We start from the raw sequence: 15,947 nt of genomic DNA, 5'->3' as shown, positions 1-15,947 counted from the left end.
GAAGAGGGCAGGCCGTAGGCCTTCTTTGCTCGTCTGTTTCTCTATTTTTTGCTGATGCCATAGTGAATGGGCCTGATTGTTATTATGACGTCTGGGAGAGGGATCCTGAGGCCTATGGGAACTGGTATGGGACGACAGTGGGGCACCGATCTGGTGCTGCAAGCACATCGTCGGCGTGGTCTTGCCCATGGCGGGCGTGTATGAGGAAGCGTTCTTCATGACCATCGATGGTCATTGCCGTGAGCGCTTTCCCAGCGAGGTCTTCCTTTCCACCATCCGTACGATCCGGGCCCTGTGGCCACGGGATCCAACAGGCGGTGCTGTTGACGGGGGCGTGTGTCCGCGCGGGAAGCCAGGGAAGGGCGGCGCAGCATGAGGGCCGCTGCGGGGAGAGCAATCAGGGGGAGGGCGTGATGCAGGGAGGCGGGCAGTGGAGCGTCAAGAAATGAACACCCCAGAAAGCACAAAGGGTTAGCCGAAGCTAACCCTTTGTTTTGTATGGTGGCTACGCAGGGACTTGAACCCCGGACCCCAGCATTATGAATGCTATGCTCTAACCAGCTGAGCTACGTAGCCAACGTGGCGCGCATTATTCTCTCGCTTCCTGCCTCTGTCAACCCCACTTTTCAGAATTTTTCGAAGGGCGATCAACCGCTTAGCGGTGGGTGCCGGTTGGCGTTCGGGTTGGAAAAGGGAGGGGGCGTGCACGGGGAAATGGGTTGTGAAGCGTGATTTGTTACTTTATAACATTTGCGTTTTCCTACAGCCCTTTCTCCCACGCCCTGGACCTTACGATGCTTCAGTTCGATGCCTTGCAATGGGGGCCGCCTGCGCGGCCGTTGGCGCCGCCGCTTTCCCTGGCGTTGCCGGCCGGCAGCCTCACGGCGGTGGTGGGGCGCAACGGGTGCGGCAAGAGCAGCCTGCTGCGGGTGATCGCCGGTTTGCAGCGCCCTTTGGCGGGGCGGGTGAGCGTCGGGGCGGCGGGCCGGGGGGCGGTGGGCTTTTTGCAGCAGCAACAGGCACTGGACCGGCAGTTCCCCCTCAGCCTGGGGGAGCTGGCGATGGCGGGGTTGTGGCGCAGCCGCTTGAGCCGGGCGGAGCGGCGTCGGCGCTGCGAGGCGGCCCTGGCGGATTGGCAGCTGGAGGCGCTGGCCGACCAGCCGTTGCTGGCGCTTTCCGGCGGGGAGTTGCAGCGGGCCTTGCTGGCGCGGCTGGAGCTGATGGACGCGCCGCTGCTGTTGCTGGACGAGCCCGACGCCGCGCTGGACGCGGAGGGCCAGGCGATTCTCTGGCAGCGCATCGCCCGCTGGCAGCGGGAGGGGCGCACGCAACTGGTGGTCTGCCATGACCTGGAGGCGGTGCGCGAGCGCTTGCCGCGCTGCCTGCTGATCCGCGCGGACGGCTGCCGTCATGGCGCCAGCCGCGTGCTGCTGCCGGCGTCGGCCAGCCAGCGGGTGGCCTGATGATCGCGGCGCTCTGGCAACCCTTTGCGGAGTTCGCCTTCTTGCAGCGGGCGCTGCTCGGCGGGGTGGCGCTGGCGTGCAGCGCGGGGCCGCTCGGGGTGTTCCTGATGCTGCGGCGCATGAGCCTGATCGGCGATGCCATTTCCCACGGGGTGTTGCCCGGTGCGGCGCTGGCGTTCTGGTTCTTCGGCCTGAGCCTGCCGGCGCTGACCTTCGGTGGCCTGGTAGCGGGGCTGGGGATGGCGGGGCTGGCGGCGTGGATCACCCGCCGCACCGGCCTGCGGGAGGATGCGAGCCTGGCGGCCATCTACCCCATTTCCCTGGCGGGCGGTGTGCTGTTGCTGGGGCTGGCCGGGCGCCGGATCGACCTGCTGCACCTGCTATTCGGCTCGGCCCTGGCGGTGGACGGCGAGACGCTGCGCAGCATGCTGACGGTGGCCGGCACGAGCCTGGCGCTGTTGGTGCTGATCTACCGCCCGCTGCTGTGGGACAGCTTCGACCCGGTGTTCCTGCGTGGGGTGAGCCGCTTCGGGGCGCCGGCCTATGCGCTGTTCCTGGCGCTGGTGGTGCTCAACCTGGTGACCGGCTTCCACGCCATCGGCGCGCTGATGGTGGTGGGGCTGATGATGCTGCCGGCCGCTGCCGCGCGCTTCTGGAGCCGGCGCCTGCCGGTGCTGCTGCTGACGGCGGCGGGCATCGGCGCGAGCTGCGTGTGGCTGGGGCTGTTGCTGTCGTTCCACGCCAACCTGCCCAGCGGCCCCTGCATCGTGTTGCTGGCGGGGCTCGCCTACCTGATCTCGGTGTTCGTCGGGCCGGTCCACGGCTTGCTGCGACGCGCGCCCCTTCCCGTGCCCTGTTGAGGAGCCCCCGCATGTTCATGCGCCTGTGCGTTGTGCTGTTGCTGTGCTTGCCCGTTTCACTGTCCGCTGCGGAGAAGGCGAGGGTGGTGACCACCTTCAGCATCCTGGCGGACATCACCCGCGAGATCGGCGGGGACGACATCCAGCTCACCAACCTGGTGGGGGCGGATGCCGATGCCCACGTCTTCGAGCCCGCTCCGGCCCAGGTGCGTGCGGTGCTGGAGGCGGACCTGGTGATCGCCAACGGGCTGGGCTTCGAGCCCTGGCTGGAGCGCCTGCTGGCCAACGGCGAGGCGCGCGGTACGCGCATCGACGCGAGCAAGGGCGTGGTGCCGATGACGGTGCTGGAGGACGACCAGCGCCTGGTGGACCCCCACGCCTGGCAGAGCCTGGGCAATGCGGAGATCTACGCACGCAACATCACCCAGGCGTTGGCGCAGTTGGTGCCGGCCCGCGCGGCGGCCTTCGAGGCGCGGCGGGATGCCTGGCTGGGCCGGCTGGGGGCGCTGCGCCAGGGCATCGCCCCGCGCCTGATGGCGCTGCCGCCGGAGCGGCGCCGGGTGCTGACCAGCCACGATGCCTTCGGTTACTTCGCCCAGGAGTGGCGCCTGCAGTTCCTCGCGGCCCAGGGCGTGAGCGATGCCGCCGAGCCTTCCGCCGCCGAGGTGGCGGGGCTGATCCGCCAGCTGCGGGCGGAGGGGGTGCGCGCCATCTTCGTGGAGAACATCCGCAATGCGCGGCTGGTGAAGCAGATCGCCGAGGAGGCCGGGGCGCGGGTGGGCGGCACGCTGTATTCCGATGCGCTGGCGGCCGAGGGCCCGGCCAGCACTTACCTGGGCATGTACCGGCAGAACGTCGAGCGGCTGCTGCAGGCGCTGGCGCCATGAGCTTCTGGCTGCAACTGGAGCGGAGCCCGGCCGGCACCGGGCGGGCGTTGGAGGCGGTGATGGCGGCCATCCCCTGGAATGCCGACGGGCTGATCGCCGCCGTGGCGCAGCAGTACGACAGCGGCGAGGTGCTGATGCTTGCGTGGATGAACCCCGAGTCCCTGCGGCTCACCCTGGAGGAGGGGCGGGCCTGCTACTGGTCGCGCTCGCGGCGTTGCCTGTGGCGCAAGGGGGACACCTCCGGGCACGTGCAACACCTGGTCAGCGCCCACCTGGATTGCGACGGCGATGCGCTGCTGCTGCAGGTGGACCAGGCCGGCCCGGCCTGCCACACCCGGCGTCGCTCCTGCTTCTACAACCAATTGTCCGGTGCCGGGCTGCGGGTGATGAGCTCGGTGCCGGCACCCTCTGCGGGAGGCCATCCATGATCCGCAAGAACCCTTCCGGCCACCTGCCGGTGATCGCCGAGTCCGCCTATGTGGACAAGACCGCCATCCTCTGCGGCAAGGTGATCGTGCAGGACAACGTGTTCATCGGGCCCTATGCGGTGATCCGCGCGGATGAGGTGGACGCGAGCGGTGACATGCAGCCGATCGTCATCGGTGCCAACTCCAACATCCAGGACGGGGTGGTGATCCACTCCAAGTCCGGGGCGGCGGTCACTATCGGCAGCCACACCTCCATCGCCCACCGCTCGATCATCCACGGCCCCTGCCAGGTGGGGGATCGGGTGTTCATCGGCTTCAACAGCGTGCTGTTCAACTGCACCGTGGGCGATGGCTGCGTGGTACGGCACAACGCGGTGGTGGACGGCTGCGACCTGCCCCCGGGCTTCCACGTGACCTCCACCCAGCGCATCGGGCCGAAGACCGACCTGGACAGCCTGCCCCGGGTGAGCGTCTCCGCCGCCGAATTCTCCGAAGACGTGGCGCGCACCAACATCGATCTGGTGCGCGGCTACAAGGCCCTGCAGAACGAGTTCTAGCCATGCACAACCTGCTGATCCGCAATGCCAGACTGGTCAATGAAGGCTGCGAGTGGGAGGCCGACCTGCTGGTGCACAACGGCCGTATCGAACGCATCGACCGCAGCATCAGCGCCCGCCTGGATGTGCGGGTGATCGATGCCAACGGCCAGTACCTGCTGCCGGGGATGATCGATGACCAGGTGCACTTCCGTGACCCCGGCGCGCCCCACAAGGGCACTTTCCTCAGCGAGTCCCGCGCGGCGCTGGCCGGGGGCGTGACCAGCGTGATGGACATGCCCAACACCCAGCCGCCGACCCTGGACCTGGAGGCGCTGGTGGCGAAGGAGCGCCGCGCGGCGGCCTGTTCCTCGGTGAACTACGGTTTTCACTTCGGTGTGAGCCGGGACAACCTCGACACCGTGGCCCGGCTCGACCCGGAGCGGGTGGCGGGGGTGAAGGTGTTCATGGGCGCCTCCACCGGTAACCTGCTGGTGGACGACGAGGCCTCCCTGGAGCGGTTGTTCCGCGACTGCCCGACGCTGCTGCTGGCCCATTGCGAAGACACGCCGCGCATCCGCGAGCGCGAGGCGCAATGGGCGGCCGACTACGGCGAGGCCATCCCGCCCGAGGCGCACCCGCTGATCCGCGATGCGGAGGCCTGCTACCGCTCCTCCAGCCGGGCGGTGGCGCTGGCCCGTCGTTTCGACACCGACCTGCATGTGCTGCACATCACCACCGCGCGGGAGCTGAAGCTGTTCACCCCCGGGCCGCTGCCGGGCAAGCGCATCACCGCCGAGGTGTGCGTGCACCACCTGCTGTTCGATGACCGCGACTACCCGCGCCTGGGCCACCTGATCAAGTGCAACCCGGCGATCAAGACGCCCTCCGACCGCGATGCCCTGCGCCGGGCGTTGCTGGACGGGCGTCTGGACGTGATCGGCAGCGACCACGCGCCCCACACCCGGGAGGAGAAGGCCCGGCCCTACGCCCAGGCGCCCGCCGGCTTGCCGCTGGTGCAGCACAGCCTGCCGGCGCTGCTGGAGCTGGTGGCTGACGGGCTGCTGCCGCTGACGCTGCTGGTGCACAAGACCAGCCACGCGGTGGCGGAGCGCTTCTCCATCGAGCAGCGCGGTTACCTGCGCGAGGGCTACTGGGCGGACCTGGTGCTGGTGGAGCGCCTGGCCGAACCCCGGCCGGTGGAGGCGGACCCGATCCACGCGCAATGTGGCTGGACGCCGTTCCAGGGCCGCACCTTCCGCCACGCGGTGCGCACCACGCTGGTGTCGGGCCAACTGGGCTGGCACCAGGGGCATTTTGGCGACGACTGCCAGGGGCTGCCTCTGCGCTTTCGCCGGCGCTGAGGGGCTGTGCTTGACGCGGCGCCGGCAAAGGGTTGACTTAGAGCGCACTCGAACTTCTAGGATCGCCCCATGGAACCTCATCTCAGCATCGACGAAGTCGCCCGGCGCACCGGGCTCACGGCTCATACCCTGCGTTATTACGAGCGCATCGGGCTCATCGCCCCGGTGGGCCGGGCGCCGGGTGGGCAGCGGCGTTACGCGGCTTCGGACATGGCCTGGATCGAGTTCCTGCTGCGCTTGCGCACGACCCGCATGCCCATCGGCAAGATGCAGGCGTTCGCTGCGCTGAGGAGCACCGGGGAGCCGACGGTGCCGGCGCGTCGCCAGATACTGGAGGGCCACCTTGCGGAGGTCCTGGCCGAGATCGAGGCGATGCGCCAGGCCGCCGATGCGCTGCACGCGAAGATCGAGCATTACCGCGCGTGCGAGCAGGCCCTGGCGCTGGAGCCATCAACCGAGAAGGACAACGCACATGAACGATGAGAGCCGCTACCAGCGTGGGCTGGCGAAACTGAAGGAGATCGACGGCGAGGCCGGTGAGCGGGTGGTGGAGAGCCTGGCGGGCATTGCCCCGGACTTTGCGCGCTACCTGGTGGAGTTCCCCTTCGGCGACATCTATTCCCGCCCGGGGCTGGACCTGAAGAGCCGGGAGATCGCCGTGGTGGCGGCACTGACTGCCCTGGGCAACGCTGCCCCGCAACTGAAGGTCCACGTGCACGGCGCGCTGAACGTCGGCGCCAGCCGCACGGAGATCATCGAGACGATCATGCAGATGGCCGTCTACGCGGGCTTTCCGGCCGCGCTGAATGGCCTGGCGGTGGCGCGGGAGGTGTTCGAGCAGCGGGGCGAGGCGGCCTGAAGCACGAAGCCCCCGGCGGCGCAGGTCCGCAGGGGGCTTCGGGTGAAGCGGGGAGGGCTTAGACGTTGAAGCGGAAGTGCATCACGTCGCCGTCCTTGACGATGTATTCCTTGCCTTCCAGGCGCCATTTGCCGGCTTCCTTGGCGCCGGCTTCACCCTTGAACTGGATGAAGTCGTCATAGGCGACCACTTCGGCGCGGATGAAGCCTTTTTCGAAGTCGGTGTGGATCACGGCGGCGGCCTGCGGGGCGGTAGCGCCGATGCGCACGGTCCAGGCGCGCACTTCCTTCACGCCGGCGGTGAAGTAGGTCTGCAGGTTGAGCAGGTCGTAACCGGCGCGGATCACGCGGTTGAGGCCCGGCTCTTCGAGGCCGAGGGCTTCGAGGAACATGTCCTTCTCTTCGCCGTCGTCGAGTTCGGCGATCTCGGCTTCGATCTTGTTGCAGACCGGTACCACGATGGCGCCTTCCTCTTCGGCGATGGCTTTCACCACGTCGAGGTGCGGGTTGTTCTCGAAGCCGTCTTCGGCGACGTTGGCGATGTACATCACCGGCTTGCTGGTGAGCAGGTGGAAGCCACGGACGATGCGCTTCTCTTCATCGCCCAGGTTCTTCAGCAGGGAGCGTGCGGGCTTGCCTTCGCTGAAGTGGGGGATGAGTTTTTCCAGCAGGGCCTTCTGCGCCAGGGCGTCCTTGTCGCCGCCCTTGGCGTTGCGGGTGACCTTCTGCAGTTGCTTCTCGCAGCTGTCGAGGTCGGCGAAGATCAGTTCGAGGTCGATGATCTCGATGTCGCGCTTGGGGTCGACGCTGTTGGAGACGTGGATGACGTTCTCGTCTTCGAAGCAGCGCACGACGTGGGCGATGGCGTCGGTCTCGCGGATGTTGGCGAGGAACTTGTTGCCCAGGCCTTCACCCTTGGAGGCGCCGGCTACCAGGCCGGCGATGTCGACGAATTCCATGGTGGTCGGCAGCACGCGCTCGGGCTTGACGATCTCGGCCAGTGCCTGCAGGCGCGAGTCGGGCATCGGCACGATGCCGCTGTTCGGCTCGATGGTGCAGAAGGGGAAGTTCTCCGCCGCGATGCCGGATTTGGTCAGGGCGTTGAACAGGGTGGACTTGCCGACGTTGGGCAGGCCGACGATGCCGCAATTGAATCCCATGCTATGTCCCTCGCGCTGATTGGCGATAAAGAGGTGTGATCAGGCCTTCTGGCTGTGCAGCTTCTGCATCGCTTTGGTCCAGTCACCTGCGAGCATTTCCGGCAGCACGCCGAGGGCGAAGTCGATGCTGGAGTCGAGCTTTTCCTGTTCGCTGCGCGGGGCGCGGCCGAGGACGAAGCCGGAGACCAGGCTGCTGTGCCCCGGGTGGCCGATGCCGAGCCGGAGGCGGTGGAAGCCGTTCTGATTGCCGAGCTGGGCGATGATGTCGCGCAGCCCGTTGTGCCCGCCGTGCCCGCCGCCCAGTTTGAGCTTGGCGACGCCGGGAGGCATGTCGAGTTCGTCGTGGGCCACCAGGATCGCCTCGACCGGGATGCGGAAGAAACCGGCGAGCGCCGCTACGGACTGGCCGCTGCGGTTCATGTAGGTGGTGGGGATGAGCAGGCGAACGTCGCGGCCCTGATGGCTGAACTTGCCGACCAGGCCGAAATACTTCTTGTCGAGGGAGAGGTTGACGCGCTGGCTGTCTGCCACGCGCTCAACGAAAAGGGCCCCTGCGTTATGCCGGGTCTGGTCGTATTCAGGGCCTGGATTACCCAGGCCGACGATCAGTTGTACGGCAGTCACGACAGGGGCCCTTCCTCAGGCTGGCGAGTAGTGATTACTCGGCTGCGCCTTCTGCTTCGTCTTTTACAACGCGGGAGGCGTGGATGTTAGCCACAGCCAGGTCGTTGCCGTGCGCCAGTGCGACCAGCTCGACGCCTTTCGGCAGCTTGAGGTCGGACAGGTGAACGATTTGGCCCAGTTCAACCTTGGCCAGGTCGACTTCGATGAACTCCGGCAGGTCTTTCGGCAGGCAGGAGACTTCGACTTCGGAGATGGTGTGGGAGATCTCGCCACCACCAGTCTTCACGCCAACGGCGGTCGCTTCGTTCAGGAAGTGCAGGGGCACGTGAGCGGTCAGTTTCTGGCCGGCAACGACGCGCTGGAAGTCAGCGTGCAGTACGAAGCCTTTGGCCGGGTGACGCTGCAGGGCCTTGATCAGAACGGTTTCGGTCTTGCCGGAAACGTTCAGGGACAGGACGTGGCTGAAGGCAGCTTCGTTTTCCAGCAGCTTGGCCAGGTCTTTGGCCAGCAGGCTTACGGATTCCGGGGCTTTCTCGCCACCGTAGATCACGGCGGGAACCAGGTTGGCATTACGACGCAGGCGGCGGCTCGCACCTTTCCCCAGGTCGGAACGCGCTTCGGCATTCAGGGCAAAATCAGTCATTACGTTTCTCCAAAATAACCAAACCGCCCCGAGTGCTTGCGACCAGCATCTTGAGCGGTTGGGCAAAAAAGCCCCGCCGAAGCGGGGCGTTTTCGTCAGGGATGTCCGCTTAGCGGAACATCGCGCTGATCGATTCCTCATTGCTGATGCGGCGGACCGCTTCAGCCACGACCGGCGCGATATCCAGTTGACGGATACGCGAGCAGGCCTGTGCCGCGGCGGACAGGGGGATGGTGTTGGTCACCACCAGCTCGTCCAGCACGGAGTTTTCGATGTTCTCGATGGCACGGCCCGACAGCACCGGGTGGGTGCAGTAGGCGTAGACCTTGGCGGCGCCGTGGTCCTTCAGAGCCTTGGCAGCGTGGCCGAGGGTGCCGGCGGTATCGACCATGTCGTCGACCAGGACGCAGGTACGGCCATCCACATCACCGATGATGTGCATGACTTCGGACTGGTTGGCCTTGGGACGACGCTTGTCGATGATCGCCAGATCGACCCCCAGGGACTTGGCAACGGCGCGAGCACGCACCACGCCACCGATGTCCGGGGAGACGATCATGAGGTTGTCGAAGCGTTGGTCTTCGATGTCATCCACCAGAACGGGGGAGCCGTAGATGTTATCTACCGGAATATCGAAGAAACCCTGGATCTGGTCGGCGTGCAGGTCGACGGTCAGCACGCGGTCGACGCCGACCACGGTGAGCATGTCGGCCACTACCTTCGCGCTGATCGCCACGCGAGCGGAACGCGGGCGGCGGTCCTGGCGGGCATAGCCGAAGTAGGGGATCACTGCAGTGATACGGGACGCCGAGGAGCGGCGGAAGGCGTCAGCCATCACCACCAGTTCCATCAGGTTGTCGTTGGTGGGCGCGCACGTGGGCTGAATCAGGAAGACGTCCTTACCGCGAACGTTTTCATTGATTTCAGCGCTGATCTCGCCGTCGGAGAATTTGCCTACGGAGGCATCACCGAGGGGGATGTGCAATTGACGTACGACGCGACGCGCCAGATCGGGGTTGGCGTTCCCCGTGAAGACCATCATCTTGGACACGCGCAGTACCTGCCGGCTGAGGGTGGACCTGATGAATAAAAAGCTGTTCAAAATGCACAGGTGCTTTTTGAACAGCTTTCTCGTGTATGGCAGGGGCGGCTGGATTCGAACCAACGCATGGCAGGATCAAAACCTGCTGCCTTACCGCTTGGCGACGCCCCTATCTGTTTCAACTCTCTTTGCAAGACCTTGTCGTACCGAACCCTTGGAGGGTTATGGCAGGGGCGGCTGGATTCGAACCAACGCATGGCAGGATCAAAACCTGCTGCCTTACCGCTTGGCGACGCCCCTGTATCGGTATAACCGGAGGACTTGCAACACTTCTTTCAAGCCAGGATTCCGAGCTTGCGGTGCAACATCGAGATGTTGCTTCCTCGCGCGACGAAATTCGGCAGAGTGGCTGGAAGTTGGCGGGCGACTTTATCAGCATCGTCCTTGTTTGGGAAGCTCCCAAACACACAAGCTCCAGTGCCGGTCAGTCTAGCTGCTGTGAAATTATTCAACAGGATCAGCGCGTTACGAACATCCGGGTAACGTTTCTCGACTACCGGTTGACAGTCATTACGACCGCCCCCCTCAAGAAGGCTGCGAAGATTAATGGGCGGAGTATTCCGTGTCAACTCGGGATCGGTGAAAACTTCCGCTGTGCTGACAAAGACTTGCGGTACGGCGACGAGGAACCAGGGCTCGGGCAGGGTGACCGGCTGCAGGCGCTCGCCGACACCTTCGGCGAAGGCCGCACGGCCGCGTACGAATACCGGCACATCGGCGCCCAGGGCCAGGCCCAGTTCGGCGAGGCGGTCCTCGCCCAGGTGGGTCTGCCAGAGGTGGTCGAGGCCGAGCAGGGTGGTGGCGGCATCCGAGCTGCCGCCGCCGATGCCGCCGCCCATGGGCAGGCGCTTGTCCAGCCAGATGTCGGCACCGAGAGCGGTGCCGGATTCCTGCTGCAGGCGCCTGGCGGCGCGGACGATCAGGTTGCTGTCATGGGGCACGCCCGGCACCTCGGTGCGCAGGTGGATTTCACCATCCTGGCGCAGGGTGAAGCCCAGTTCGTCGCCGTGTTCGAGGAACTGGAACAGGGTCTGCAGCTCGTGATAGCCGTCGGCACGGCGGCCGAGGATATGCAGCATGAGGTTGAGCTTGGCCGGAGCCGGGAGGATCAGCTGTGCGTCCTGCATGGTGCGCCTACTGGCCGAGCTGGCGCGGCTGCCAGTCCTTGATCACCAGGGTGACGTCGAGGTCGGCGCCCTTGAGCTTGATGCGCTCGGGCAGGGTGAAGCCGTTCTGCTCCACATAGCTGAGGTACTGCACCTGCCAGCCGTCCTGCTCGAGGCTCGCCAGGTGGCTCTTGCCGTCCAGGGTCAGGCGGCTGGAGCTATCCGGGGCGGGCAGGCCGCGCACCCACCATTGCAGGTGGGACACCGGCAGGCGCCAGCCGAGCTGTTCTTCCAGCAGGGCTTCGGGGGATTCGGCTTCGTAGCGACCCTGGTTGGCCACTTCGAGGGTAATGGCGCCCGGGTGCCCGGTGAGGCGTGCCGCGCCGCGACCCAGGGGGCCGGAAAGGCGGATGTCGTAATAGTCGCGGCGTTGCAGCCAGAACAGCGTGCCGCTGCCGGAGTCCTTCGGTGCGCGGATGCCGACCTTGCCGGCGATCTGCCAGCCGTCGAGCGCGGCGACCTGTTCCTTGTGAACTTTCCATTGCGCCGGGTCGCCCTGGCCGTCAACGGTTTCGTGGGAGGTGAGGCCGGCGCAGCCCGTGAGCAGGAGCAGGGCGCCGGCGGCTAGCAGTGAACGTAGACGCATGGATCAAAGAGTCTCGGAGCCGGTCAGGCGCTGCAGGGTGCCGCGCAGGATCGGGCTGTCGGGTTGGGTCTTGAGGGCTTCGGACCAGACTTCGCGAGCTTCGCTCTGCTTGCCACGGGCCCAGAGCACTTCGCCCAGGTGGGCGGCCACTTCGTGATCGGGGAATTCCTTCAGGGCCTGGCGCAGCAGGCGTTCTGCTTCATCCATGTTGCCCAGGCGGAAGTTGATCCAGCCGAGGCTGTCGAGAATGGCGGGGTCGTCCGGCTTGAGTTGGTATGCCTTTTCGACCAGTTGGCGGGCTTCCTCGTAGCGCGTGGTGCGATCGGCCAGGGTGTAGCCGAGGGCGTTGAGCGCCATGGCATTTTCCGGTTCACGCTCGAGGATGAAACGCAGGTCGCGCTCCAGTTGCGCCAGGTCGCCGCGCTTCTCCGCGAGCATCGCGCGGGTATAGAGAAGGTTGAGGTCATCCGGGAATTGCTGCAGGCCTTGCTGGATGACGTTCCAGGAACGGTCCTGCTGCTGGCGCTCGGCGAAGCTCTCGGCCTCGATCAGGTACAGCTGGATGGCATAGTCGGGCTGGGCGTCGCGGGCCTTGTCCAGGCGGGCGGCGGCTTCGTCTGGGCGGTTGGCGTCCAGCAGGATCTCGGTCTGGCGCAGTTGCGCGGGCAGGTAGTCGTTGCCGGCACCGACCAGTGCGTACTCGATCAGCGCGCTTTCCTTGTCGCCGCGCTTTTCGTAGACCTGGCCCAGGTTGAAGTGGGCGGAGTCCACGTGGCTGCCACGGTCGACCAGCTCTTCGAGGTAGACCTGGGCTTCGTCCCAGGCCTCGCCTTCCATGCACACCAGCGCCAGGGAGAAGCGCAGGTCGTCATCGTCGGGGAATTGTTGCACCAGGCCGGCGAACTCGGACTTGGCTTCGACCAGGCGGTTCTCTTCCACCAGCAGGCGCGCATAGGTCAGGCGCAGGCGCTTGTCGTCCGGGTGCTGCTTGATGCCTTTCTGCAGCAGCGGCAGGGCTTCGTCGGTGCGATCCAGGCTTTGCAGCAGGCGTGCGCGCAAAAGAATCGGCGGGATCTGCTGGTCATCCGAGGGGATGTCTTCCAGCAGCGCCAGCGCTTCTTCGGTGCGGCCGTCCTGTTGCAGCAGCACCGATTTGCCGAACACCAGCTGGCTGTTGTCCGGGTACTTGGCGAGCAGGCGGTCGAAGCTTTGCAGCAGGCCGGTGCGGGTATCCGGGTCGGTCTCGGCGGCAGAGAGGGCGAGGAAATCGAAGTGGGTATCGCCTTGGCCCTGCAGCACCTTCTCCATATAGGTCATGGATTCGTCGTAGCGGCCGCCACGGGCGAGCTGTACGGCAGCGGCGCGCTGGGCGTCGAGGTTGTCCGGCGCGTTCTTCGCCCAGATCAGCGCGGTGTCCAGCGCGGCCTGATCGGCCCCCAGGTACTCGGCGATGCGGAAGGCGCGTTCGGCGACGCCGGCGTCCTGGGTCGCATTGGCTTGCTGGACATAGTTGCCGAGGGCGATATCGAAGCGGTTGCGCTGCCCGGCCACTTCGGCGGAGAGCAGGGCGAACAGCGTGTCGCGGCTGAAGGAGCCATAGACTTCCGGCTTGGAATCGGGCGCCTGGCTGGTGTCTTCCACCGGCGGCGTGCCGTCCGGCGAGGTGGGGGCCAGGGTCTGGCAACCGCCAACGAGCAGGAGGGCGGTCAGCAACGCGAAGGATTTATTCATAGGGGAAAAGGCGACTAACCTGCGGTCGGAGCATCATGACACAAGCGGCTGGGCAAGCCCATGGGGCAAGGGCCGATACATTGTTGGGCCGGTTCATGGTGATTGTGACAATAGCGAGCGGTGGTTGTTCTCAATCTGTTGAAGGAGGACAATTGCGCGCCTCCCGTTTCCGTTAGCGACCCTGCATGGCCTTTCTTGCCCTCGGTATCAACCACAAAACCGCGTCCGTGGATGTACGTGAGCGCGTGGCTTTTACTCCCGAGCAATTGGTCGAGGCGCTGCGGCAGCTGTGCAACCTCACGGCCAGCCGCGAGGCGGCGATCCTCTCCACCTGCAACCGCAGCGAGCTGTACCTGGAGCAGGAGCAGATCAGCGCCGACGAAGTCCTGGCCTGGCTGGCCGGCTACCACAACCTCAGCCTCGAAGAGCTGCGTGCCTGCGCCTACGTGCACCAGGACGATGCCGCCGTACGCCATATGATGCGCGTCGCGTCGGGGCTCGACTCCATGGTCCTCGGCGAGCCGCAGATCCTCGGCCAGATGAAGTCCGCCTACGCCGTGGCGCGCGAGGCCGGCACCGTCGGCCCGCTGCTGGGCCGGCTGTTCCAGGCCACCTTCAGCACCGCCAAGACCGTGCGCACCGACACCGCGATCGGTGAGAACCCGGTCTCCGTAGCCTTCGCCGCAGTCAGCCTGGCCAAGCAGATCTTCACCGACATGCACCGCAGCCAGGCGCTGCTCATCGGCGCCGGCGAAACCATCACCCTGGTCGCCCGCCACCTGCACGAGCAGGGCGTGAAGCGCATCGTCGTTGCCAACCGCACCCTCGAACGCGCCAGCATGCTCGCCGAGCAGTTCGGTGCCCACGCCGTGCTGCTGGCCGATATCCCCGACGAGCTGGTCAACAGCGACATCGTCATCAGCTCCACCGCCAGCCAGTTGCCGATCCTCGGCAAGGGCGCAGTCGAGCGCGCGCTGAAGCAGCGCAAGCACAAGCCGATCTTCATGGTCGACATCGCCGTGCCGCGCGACATCGAACCCGAAGTCGGCGAGTTGGACGACGTCTACCTCTATACCGTCGACGACCTCCACGAAGTGGTCGCCGAAAACCTCAAGAGTCGCCAGGGCGCCGCCCAGGCCGCCGAGGAGCTGGTCGGTGGCGGCGTGGTCGAGTTCATGCAGCGCCTGCGCGAACTGGCTGCCGTGGACGTGCTGCGCGCCTACCGCCAGCAGGCCGAACGCACCCGTGACGAGGAACTGGCCAAGGCGCAGCGCATGCTGGCCAACGGCAGTTCCGCCGAAGACGTCATGGCCCAGCTCGCCCGCGGGCTCACCAACAAGCTGCTGCATGCCCCCAGCGTGCAGCTGAAAAAACTCTCCGCCGACGGTCGCTTCGATGCGCTGGCCGTGGCCCAGGAACTCTTCGCCCTCGACGAGGGCACGGACAAGCAAGCCCAATGAAAGCGTCACTGCTCAACAAGCTCGACATCCTCCAGGATCGTTTCGAGGAACTCACGGCCCTGCTCGGCGATGCCGAAGTCATCAGCGACCAGAGCAAGTTCCGCGCGTATTCCAAGGAATACGCCGAGGTCGAGCCCGTCTACCTGGCCTTCCGTGAATTCCGCAAGGTGCAGTCCGATCTCGAAGGCGCCCAGGCGCTGCTCAAGGACAGCGACCCGGACCTGCGCGAGATGGCCGAAGAGGAAGTCGCCCAGGCCCGCGAGCAGCTGGTCGAGCTGGAGGCGCGCCTGCAGCGCATGCTGCTGCCCAAGGACCCCAACGACGGTCGCAACGTGTTCCTCGAAATCCGCGCCGGCACCGGTGGCGACGAGGCGGCGATCTTCTCCGGCGACCTGTTCCGCATGTACTCGCGCTATGCCGAGCGCCAGGGCTGGCGGGTGGAGATCCTCTCCGAGAACGAAGGCGAGCACGGTGGCTATAAAGAGGTGATTGCCCGCGTCGAGGGCGACAACGTTTACGCCAAGCTCAAATTCGAGTCCGGCGCGCACCGCGTGCAGCGGGTGCCGGAAACCGAATCCCAGGGCCGCATCCACACGTCCGCCTGCACCGTCGCCGTGCTCCCCGAGCCGGACGAACAGGCCGCCATCGAGATCAATCCGGCCGACCTGCGCGTGGACACCTACCGCTCCTCCGGCGCCGGCGGCCAGCACGTGAACAAGACCGACTCCGCCGTGCGCATCACCCACATCCCCTCCGGGATCGTGGTCGAGTGCCAGGAAGAGCGCTCGCAGCACAAGAACCGCGCCAAGGCCATGGCCTGGCTGGCGGCCAGGCTGAACGACCAGCAGGAAGCCGCCGCGCACAAGGAAATCTCCGACACCCGCAAGCTGCTGGTGGGTTCCGGCGACCGTTCCGAGCGCATCCGCACCTACAACTATCCCCAGGGGCGGGTCACCGATCACCGCATCAACCTGACCCTCTACGCCCTGGACGATGTGCTCGCCGGTGGCGTCGAAGCGGTCATCGAACCGCTGCTCGCCGAATACCAGGCCGACCAGCTGGCCGCCCTGGGAGACTGA

Annotated in this window: 17 protein-coding genes and 3 tRNA genes; 10 read left to right on the top strand and 10 right to left on the bottom strand. The window is 66.1% G+C overall.

Translation table 11 applies throughout. From position 1 onward, the window contains the following. Positions 1-499 precede the first annotated feature (499 nt). Positions 500-576, bottom strand: a tRNA-Met gene (locus PI990_RS27035). A gap of 218 nt (positions 577-794) precedes the next feature. Between PI990_RS27035 and PI990_RS27030 the strand changes: the two genes are divergently transcribed. The 8 genes from PI990_RS27030 (at position 795) to PI990_RS26995 (ending at position 6,397) form a co-directional block, all read left to right on the top strand. Then, positions 795-1,463: a metal ABC transporter ATP-binding protein gene (locus PI990_RS27030; protein WP_271659017.1), complete on the top strand. Its 669-nt coding sequence runs from the start codon at positions 795-797 to the stop codon at positions 1,461-1,463. Further along, positions 1,463-2,323, top strand: a complete 861-nt coding sequence (locus PI990_RS27025; RefSeq protein ID WP_271659016.1) for a metal ABC transporter permease — start codon at positions 1,463-1,465, stop codon at positions 2,321-2,323. Before PI990_RS27030 ends, PI990_RS27025 begins: the two co-directional genes overlap by 1 nt. Before the next feature lie 17 nt (positions 2,324-2,340). Continuing rightward, a complete protein-coding gene (locus PI990_RS27020; RefSeq protein WP_271661364.1) occupies positions 2,341-3,210 on the top strand; it encodes a metal ABC transporter solute-binding protein, Zn/Mn family in 870 nt (289 codons plus the stop codon). Then, complete coding sequence (hisI, locus tag PI990_RS27015) at positions 3,207-3,638, top strand: phosphoribosyl-AMP cyclohydrolase (protein WP_271659015.1); 432 nt, start codon at positions 3,207-3,209, stop codon at positions 3,636-3,638. The genes PI990_RS27020 and hisI overlap by 4 nt, the downstream gene beginning before the upstream one ends. Then, positions 3,635-4,195 carry a gamma carbonic anhydrase family protein gene (locus PI990_RS27010; protein ID WP_043245640.1) on the top strand — a complete coding sequence of 187 codons (561 nt, stop codon included), beginning with the start codon at positions 3,635-3,637 and terminating at the stop codon, positions 4,193-4,195. Before hisI ends, PI990_RS27010 begins: the two co-directional genes overlap by 4 nt. Positions 4,196-4,197: 2 nt before the next feature. Next, the gene (locus PI990_RS27005) at positions 4,198-5,538 is read left to right on the top strand and encodes a dihydroorotase (protein WP_271659014.1); all 1,341 of its coding nucleotides are present in this window, start codon (positions 4,198-4,200) and stop codon (positions 5,536-5,538) included. Positions 5,539-5,607: 69 nt separating this feature from the next. After that, positions 5,608-6,021, top strand: a complete 414-nt coding sequence (locus PI990_RS27000; RefSeq protein WP_271659013.1) for a MerR family transcriptional regulator — start codon at positions 5,608-5,610, stop codon at positions 6,019-6,021. Further along, positions 6,011-6,397, top strand: a complete 387-nt coding sequence (locus PI990_RS26995) for a carboxymuconolactone decarboxylase family protein (protein ID WP_043245635.1) — start codon at positions 6,011-6,013, stop codon at positions 6,395-6,397. The genes PI990_RS27000 and PI990_RS26995 overlap by 11 nt, the downstream gene beginning before the upstream one ends. Before the next feature lie 58 nt (positions 6,398-6,455). Here the strand turns inward: PI990_RS26995 and ychF are convergent, their stop codons facing one another. From ychF to PI990_RS26950, 9 genes are all read right to left on the bottom strand, one after another. Continuing rightward, positions 6,456-7,556: a redox-regulated ATPase YchF gene (gene ychF, locus PI990_RS26990; RefSeq protein WP_021220431.1), complete on the bottom strand. Its 1,101-nt coding sequence runs from the start codon at positions 7,554-7,556 to the stop codon at positions 6,456-6,458. A 39-nt stretch (positions 7,557-7,595) separates the two neighbouring features. After that, positions 7,596-8,180 (bottom strand): aminoacyl-tRNA hydrolase, encoded by a 585-nt coding sequence (pth, locus tag PI990_RS26985; RefSeq protein WP_031288103.1) that lies wholly within the window; start codon positions 8,178-8,180, stop codon positions 7,596-7,598. 34 nt (positions 8,181-8,214) lie between these two features. Further along, on the bottom strand, positions 8,215-8,823 hold the full coding sequence (locus PI990_RS26980) for a 50S ribosomal protein L25/general stress protein Ctc (protein ID WP_021220433.1): 609 nt from the start codon (positions 8,821-8,823) through the stop codon (positions 8,215-8,217). Between the two features lie 109 nt (positions 8,824-8,932). Continuing rightward, the gene (locus PI990_RS26975; RefSeq protein WP_021220434.1) at positions 8,933-9,874 is read right to left on the bottom strand and encodes a ribose-phosphate pyrophosphokinase; all 942 of its coding nucleotides are present in this window, start codon (positions 9,872-9,874) and stop codon (positions 8,933-8,935) included. 87 nt (positions 9,875-9,961) lie between these two features. Beyond that, positions 9,962-10,036: transfer RNA gene (locus tag PI990_RS26970), tRNA-Gln, on the bottom strand. Between the two features lie 54 nt (positions 10,037-10,090). Next, positions 10,091-10,165: transfer RNA gene (locus PI990_RS26965), tRNA-Gln, on the bottom strand. Positions 10,166-10,200: 35 nt separating this feature from the next. Next, the gene (ispE, locus tag PI990_RS26960) at positions 10,201-11,052 is read right to left on the bottom strand and encodes a 4-(cytidine 5'-diphospho)-2-C-methyl-D-erythritol kinase (protein ID WP_184487369.1); all 852 of its coding nucleotides are present in this window, start codon (positions 11,050-11,052) and stop codon (positions 10,201-10,203) included. 7 nt (positions 11,053-11,059) lie between these two features. Then, on the bottom strand, positions 11,060-11,677 hold the full coding sequence (gene lolB / locus PI990_RS26955; RefSeq protein WP_271659012.1) for a lipoprotein insertase outer membrane protein LolB: 618 nt from the start codon (positions 11,675-11,677) through the stop codon (positions 11,060-11,062). Between the two features lie 3 nt (positions 11,678-11,680). Further along, positions 11,681-13,408: a tetratricopeptide repeat protein gene (locus PI990_RS26950; protein WP_271659011.1), complete on the bottom strand. Its 1,728-nt coding sequence runs from the start codon at positions 13,406-13,408 to the stop codon at positions 11,681-11,683. Between the two features lie 185 nt (positions 13,409-13,593). Here PI990_RS26950 and hemA point away from each other — a divergent pair, with 185 nt between their 5' ends. Together hemA and prfA are read left to right on the top strand one after the other, a co-directional pair. Next, positions 13,594-14,868: a glutamyl-tRNA reductase gene (gene hemA / locus PI990_RS26945; RefSeq protein ID WP_031287209.1), complete on the top strand. Its 1,275-nt coding sequence runs from the start codon at positions 13,594-13,596 to the stop codon at positions 14,866-14,868. Beyond that, positions 14,865-15,947 (top strand): peptide chain release factor 1, encoded by a 1,083-nt coding sequence (prfA, locus tag PI990_RS26940; RefSeq protein ID WP_021217947.1) that lies wholly within the window; start codon positions 14,865-14,867, stop codon positions 15,945-15,947. Before hemA ends, prfA begins: the two co-directional genes overlap by 4 nt.

Origin of the sequence: Pseudomonas sp. TUM22785, from assembly GCF_028198105.1 — a bacterium.
GTDB classification, from domain to species: domain Bacteria; phylum Pseudomonadota; class Gammaproteobacteria; order Pseudomonadales; family Pseudomonadaceae; genus Metapseudomonas; species Metapseudomonas solani.
This window is presented reverse-complemented; position numbering and strand designations above follow the sequence as displayed.

Bases quoted from the DNA above. Each gene is read 5' to 3' on its own strand.
- PI990_RS27020 (WP_271661364.1), top strand. From the start codon at position 2,341: ATGCGCCTGTGCGTTGTGCTGTTGCTGTGCTTGCCCGTTTCACTGTCC.
- PI990_RS27030 (WP_271659017.1), top strand. From the start codon at position 795: ATGCTTCAGTTCGATGCCTTGCAATGGGGGCCGCCTGCGCGGCCGTTG.
- lolB (WP_271659012.1), bottom strand. From the start codon at position 11,677: ATGCGTCTACGTTCACTGCTAGCCGCCGGCGCCCTGCTCCTGCTCACG.
- PI990_RS27010 (WP_043245640.1), top strand. From the start codon at position 3,635: ATGATCCGCAAGAACCCTTCCGGCCACCTGCCGGTGATCGCCGAGTCC.
- hisI (WP_271659015.1), top strand. From the start codon at position 3,207: ATGAGCTTCTGGCTGCAACTGGAGCGGAGCCCGGCCGGCACCGGGCGG.
- hemA (WP_031287209.1), top strand. From the start codon at position 13,594: ATGGCCTTTCTTGCCCTCGGTATCAACCACAAAACCGCGTCCGTGGAT.
- PI990_RS27000 (WP_271659013.1), top strand. From the start codon at position 5,608: ATGGAACCTCATCTCAGCATCGACGAAGTCGCCCGGCGCACCGGGCTC.
- ychF (WP_021220431.1), bottom strand. From the start codon at position 7,556: ATGGGATTCAATTGCGGCATCGTCGGCCTGCCCAACGTCGGCAAGTCC.
- PI990_RS27005 (WP_271659014.1), top strand. From the start codon at position 4,198: ATGCACAACCTGCTGATCCGCAATGCCAGACTGGTCAATGAAGGCTGC.
- PI990_RS26995 (WP_043245635.1), top strand. From the start codon at position 6,011: ATGAACGATGAGAGCCGCTACCAGCGTGGGCTGGCGAAACTGAAGGAG.
- PI990_RS26950 (WP_271659011.1), bottom strand. From the start codon at position 13,408: ATGAATAAATCCTTCGCGTTGCTGACCGCCCTCCTGCTCGTTGGCGGT.
- PI990_RS27025 (WP_271659016.1), top strand. From the start codon at position 1,463: ATGATCGCGGCGCTCTGGCAACCCTTTGCGGAGTTCGCCTTCTTGCAG.
- PI990_RS26980 (WP_021220433.1), bottom strand. From the start codon at position 8,823: ATGACTGATTTTGCCCTGAATGCCGAAGCGCGTTCCGACCTGGGGAAA.
- prfA (WP_021217947.1), top strand. From the start codon at position 14,865: ATGAAAGCGTCACTGCTCAACAAGCTCGACATCCTCCAGGATCGTTTC.
- ispE (WP_184487369.1), bottom strand. From the start codon at position 11,052: ATGCAGGACGCACAGCTGATCCTCCCGGCTCCGGCCAAGCTCAACCTC.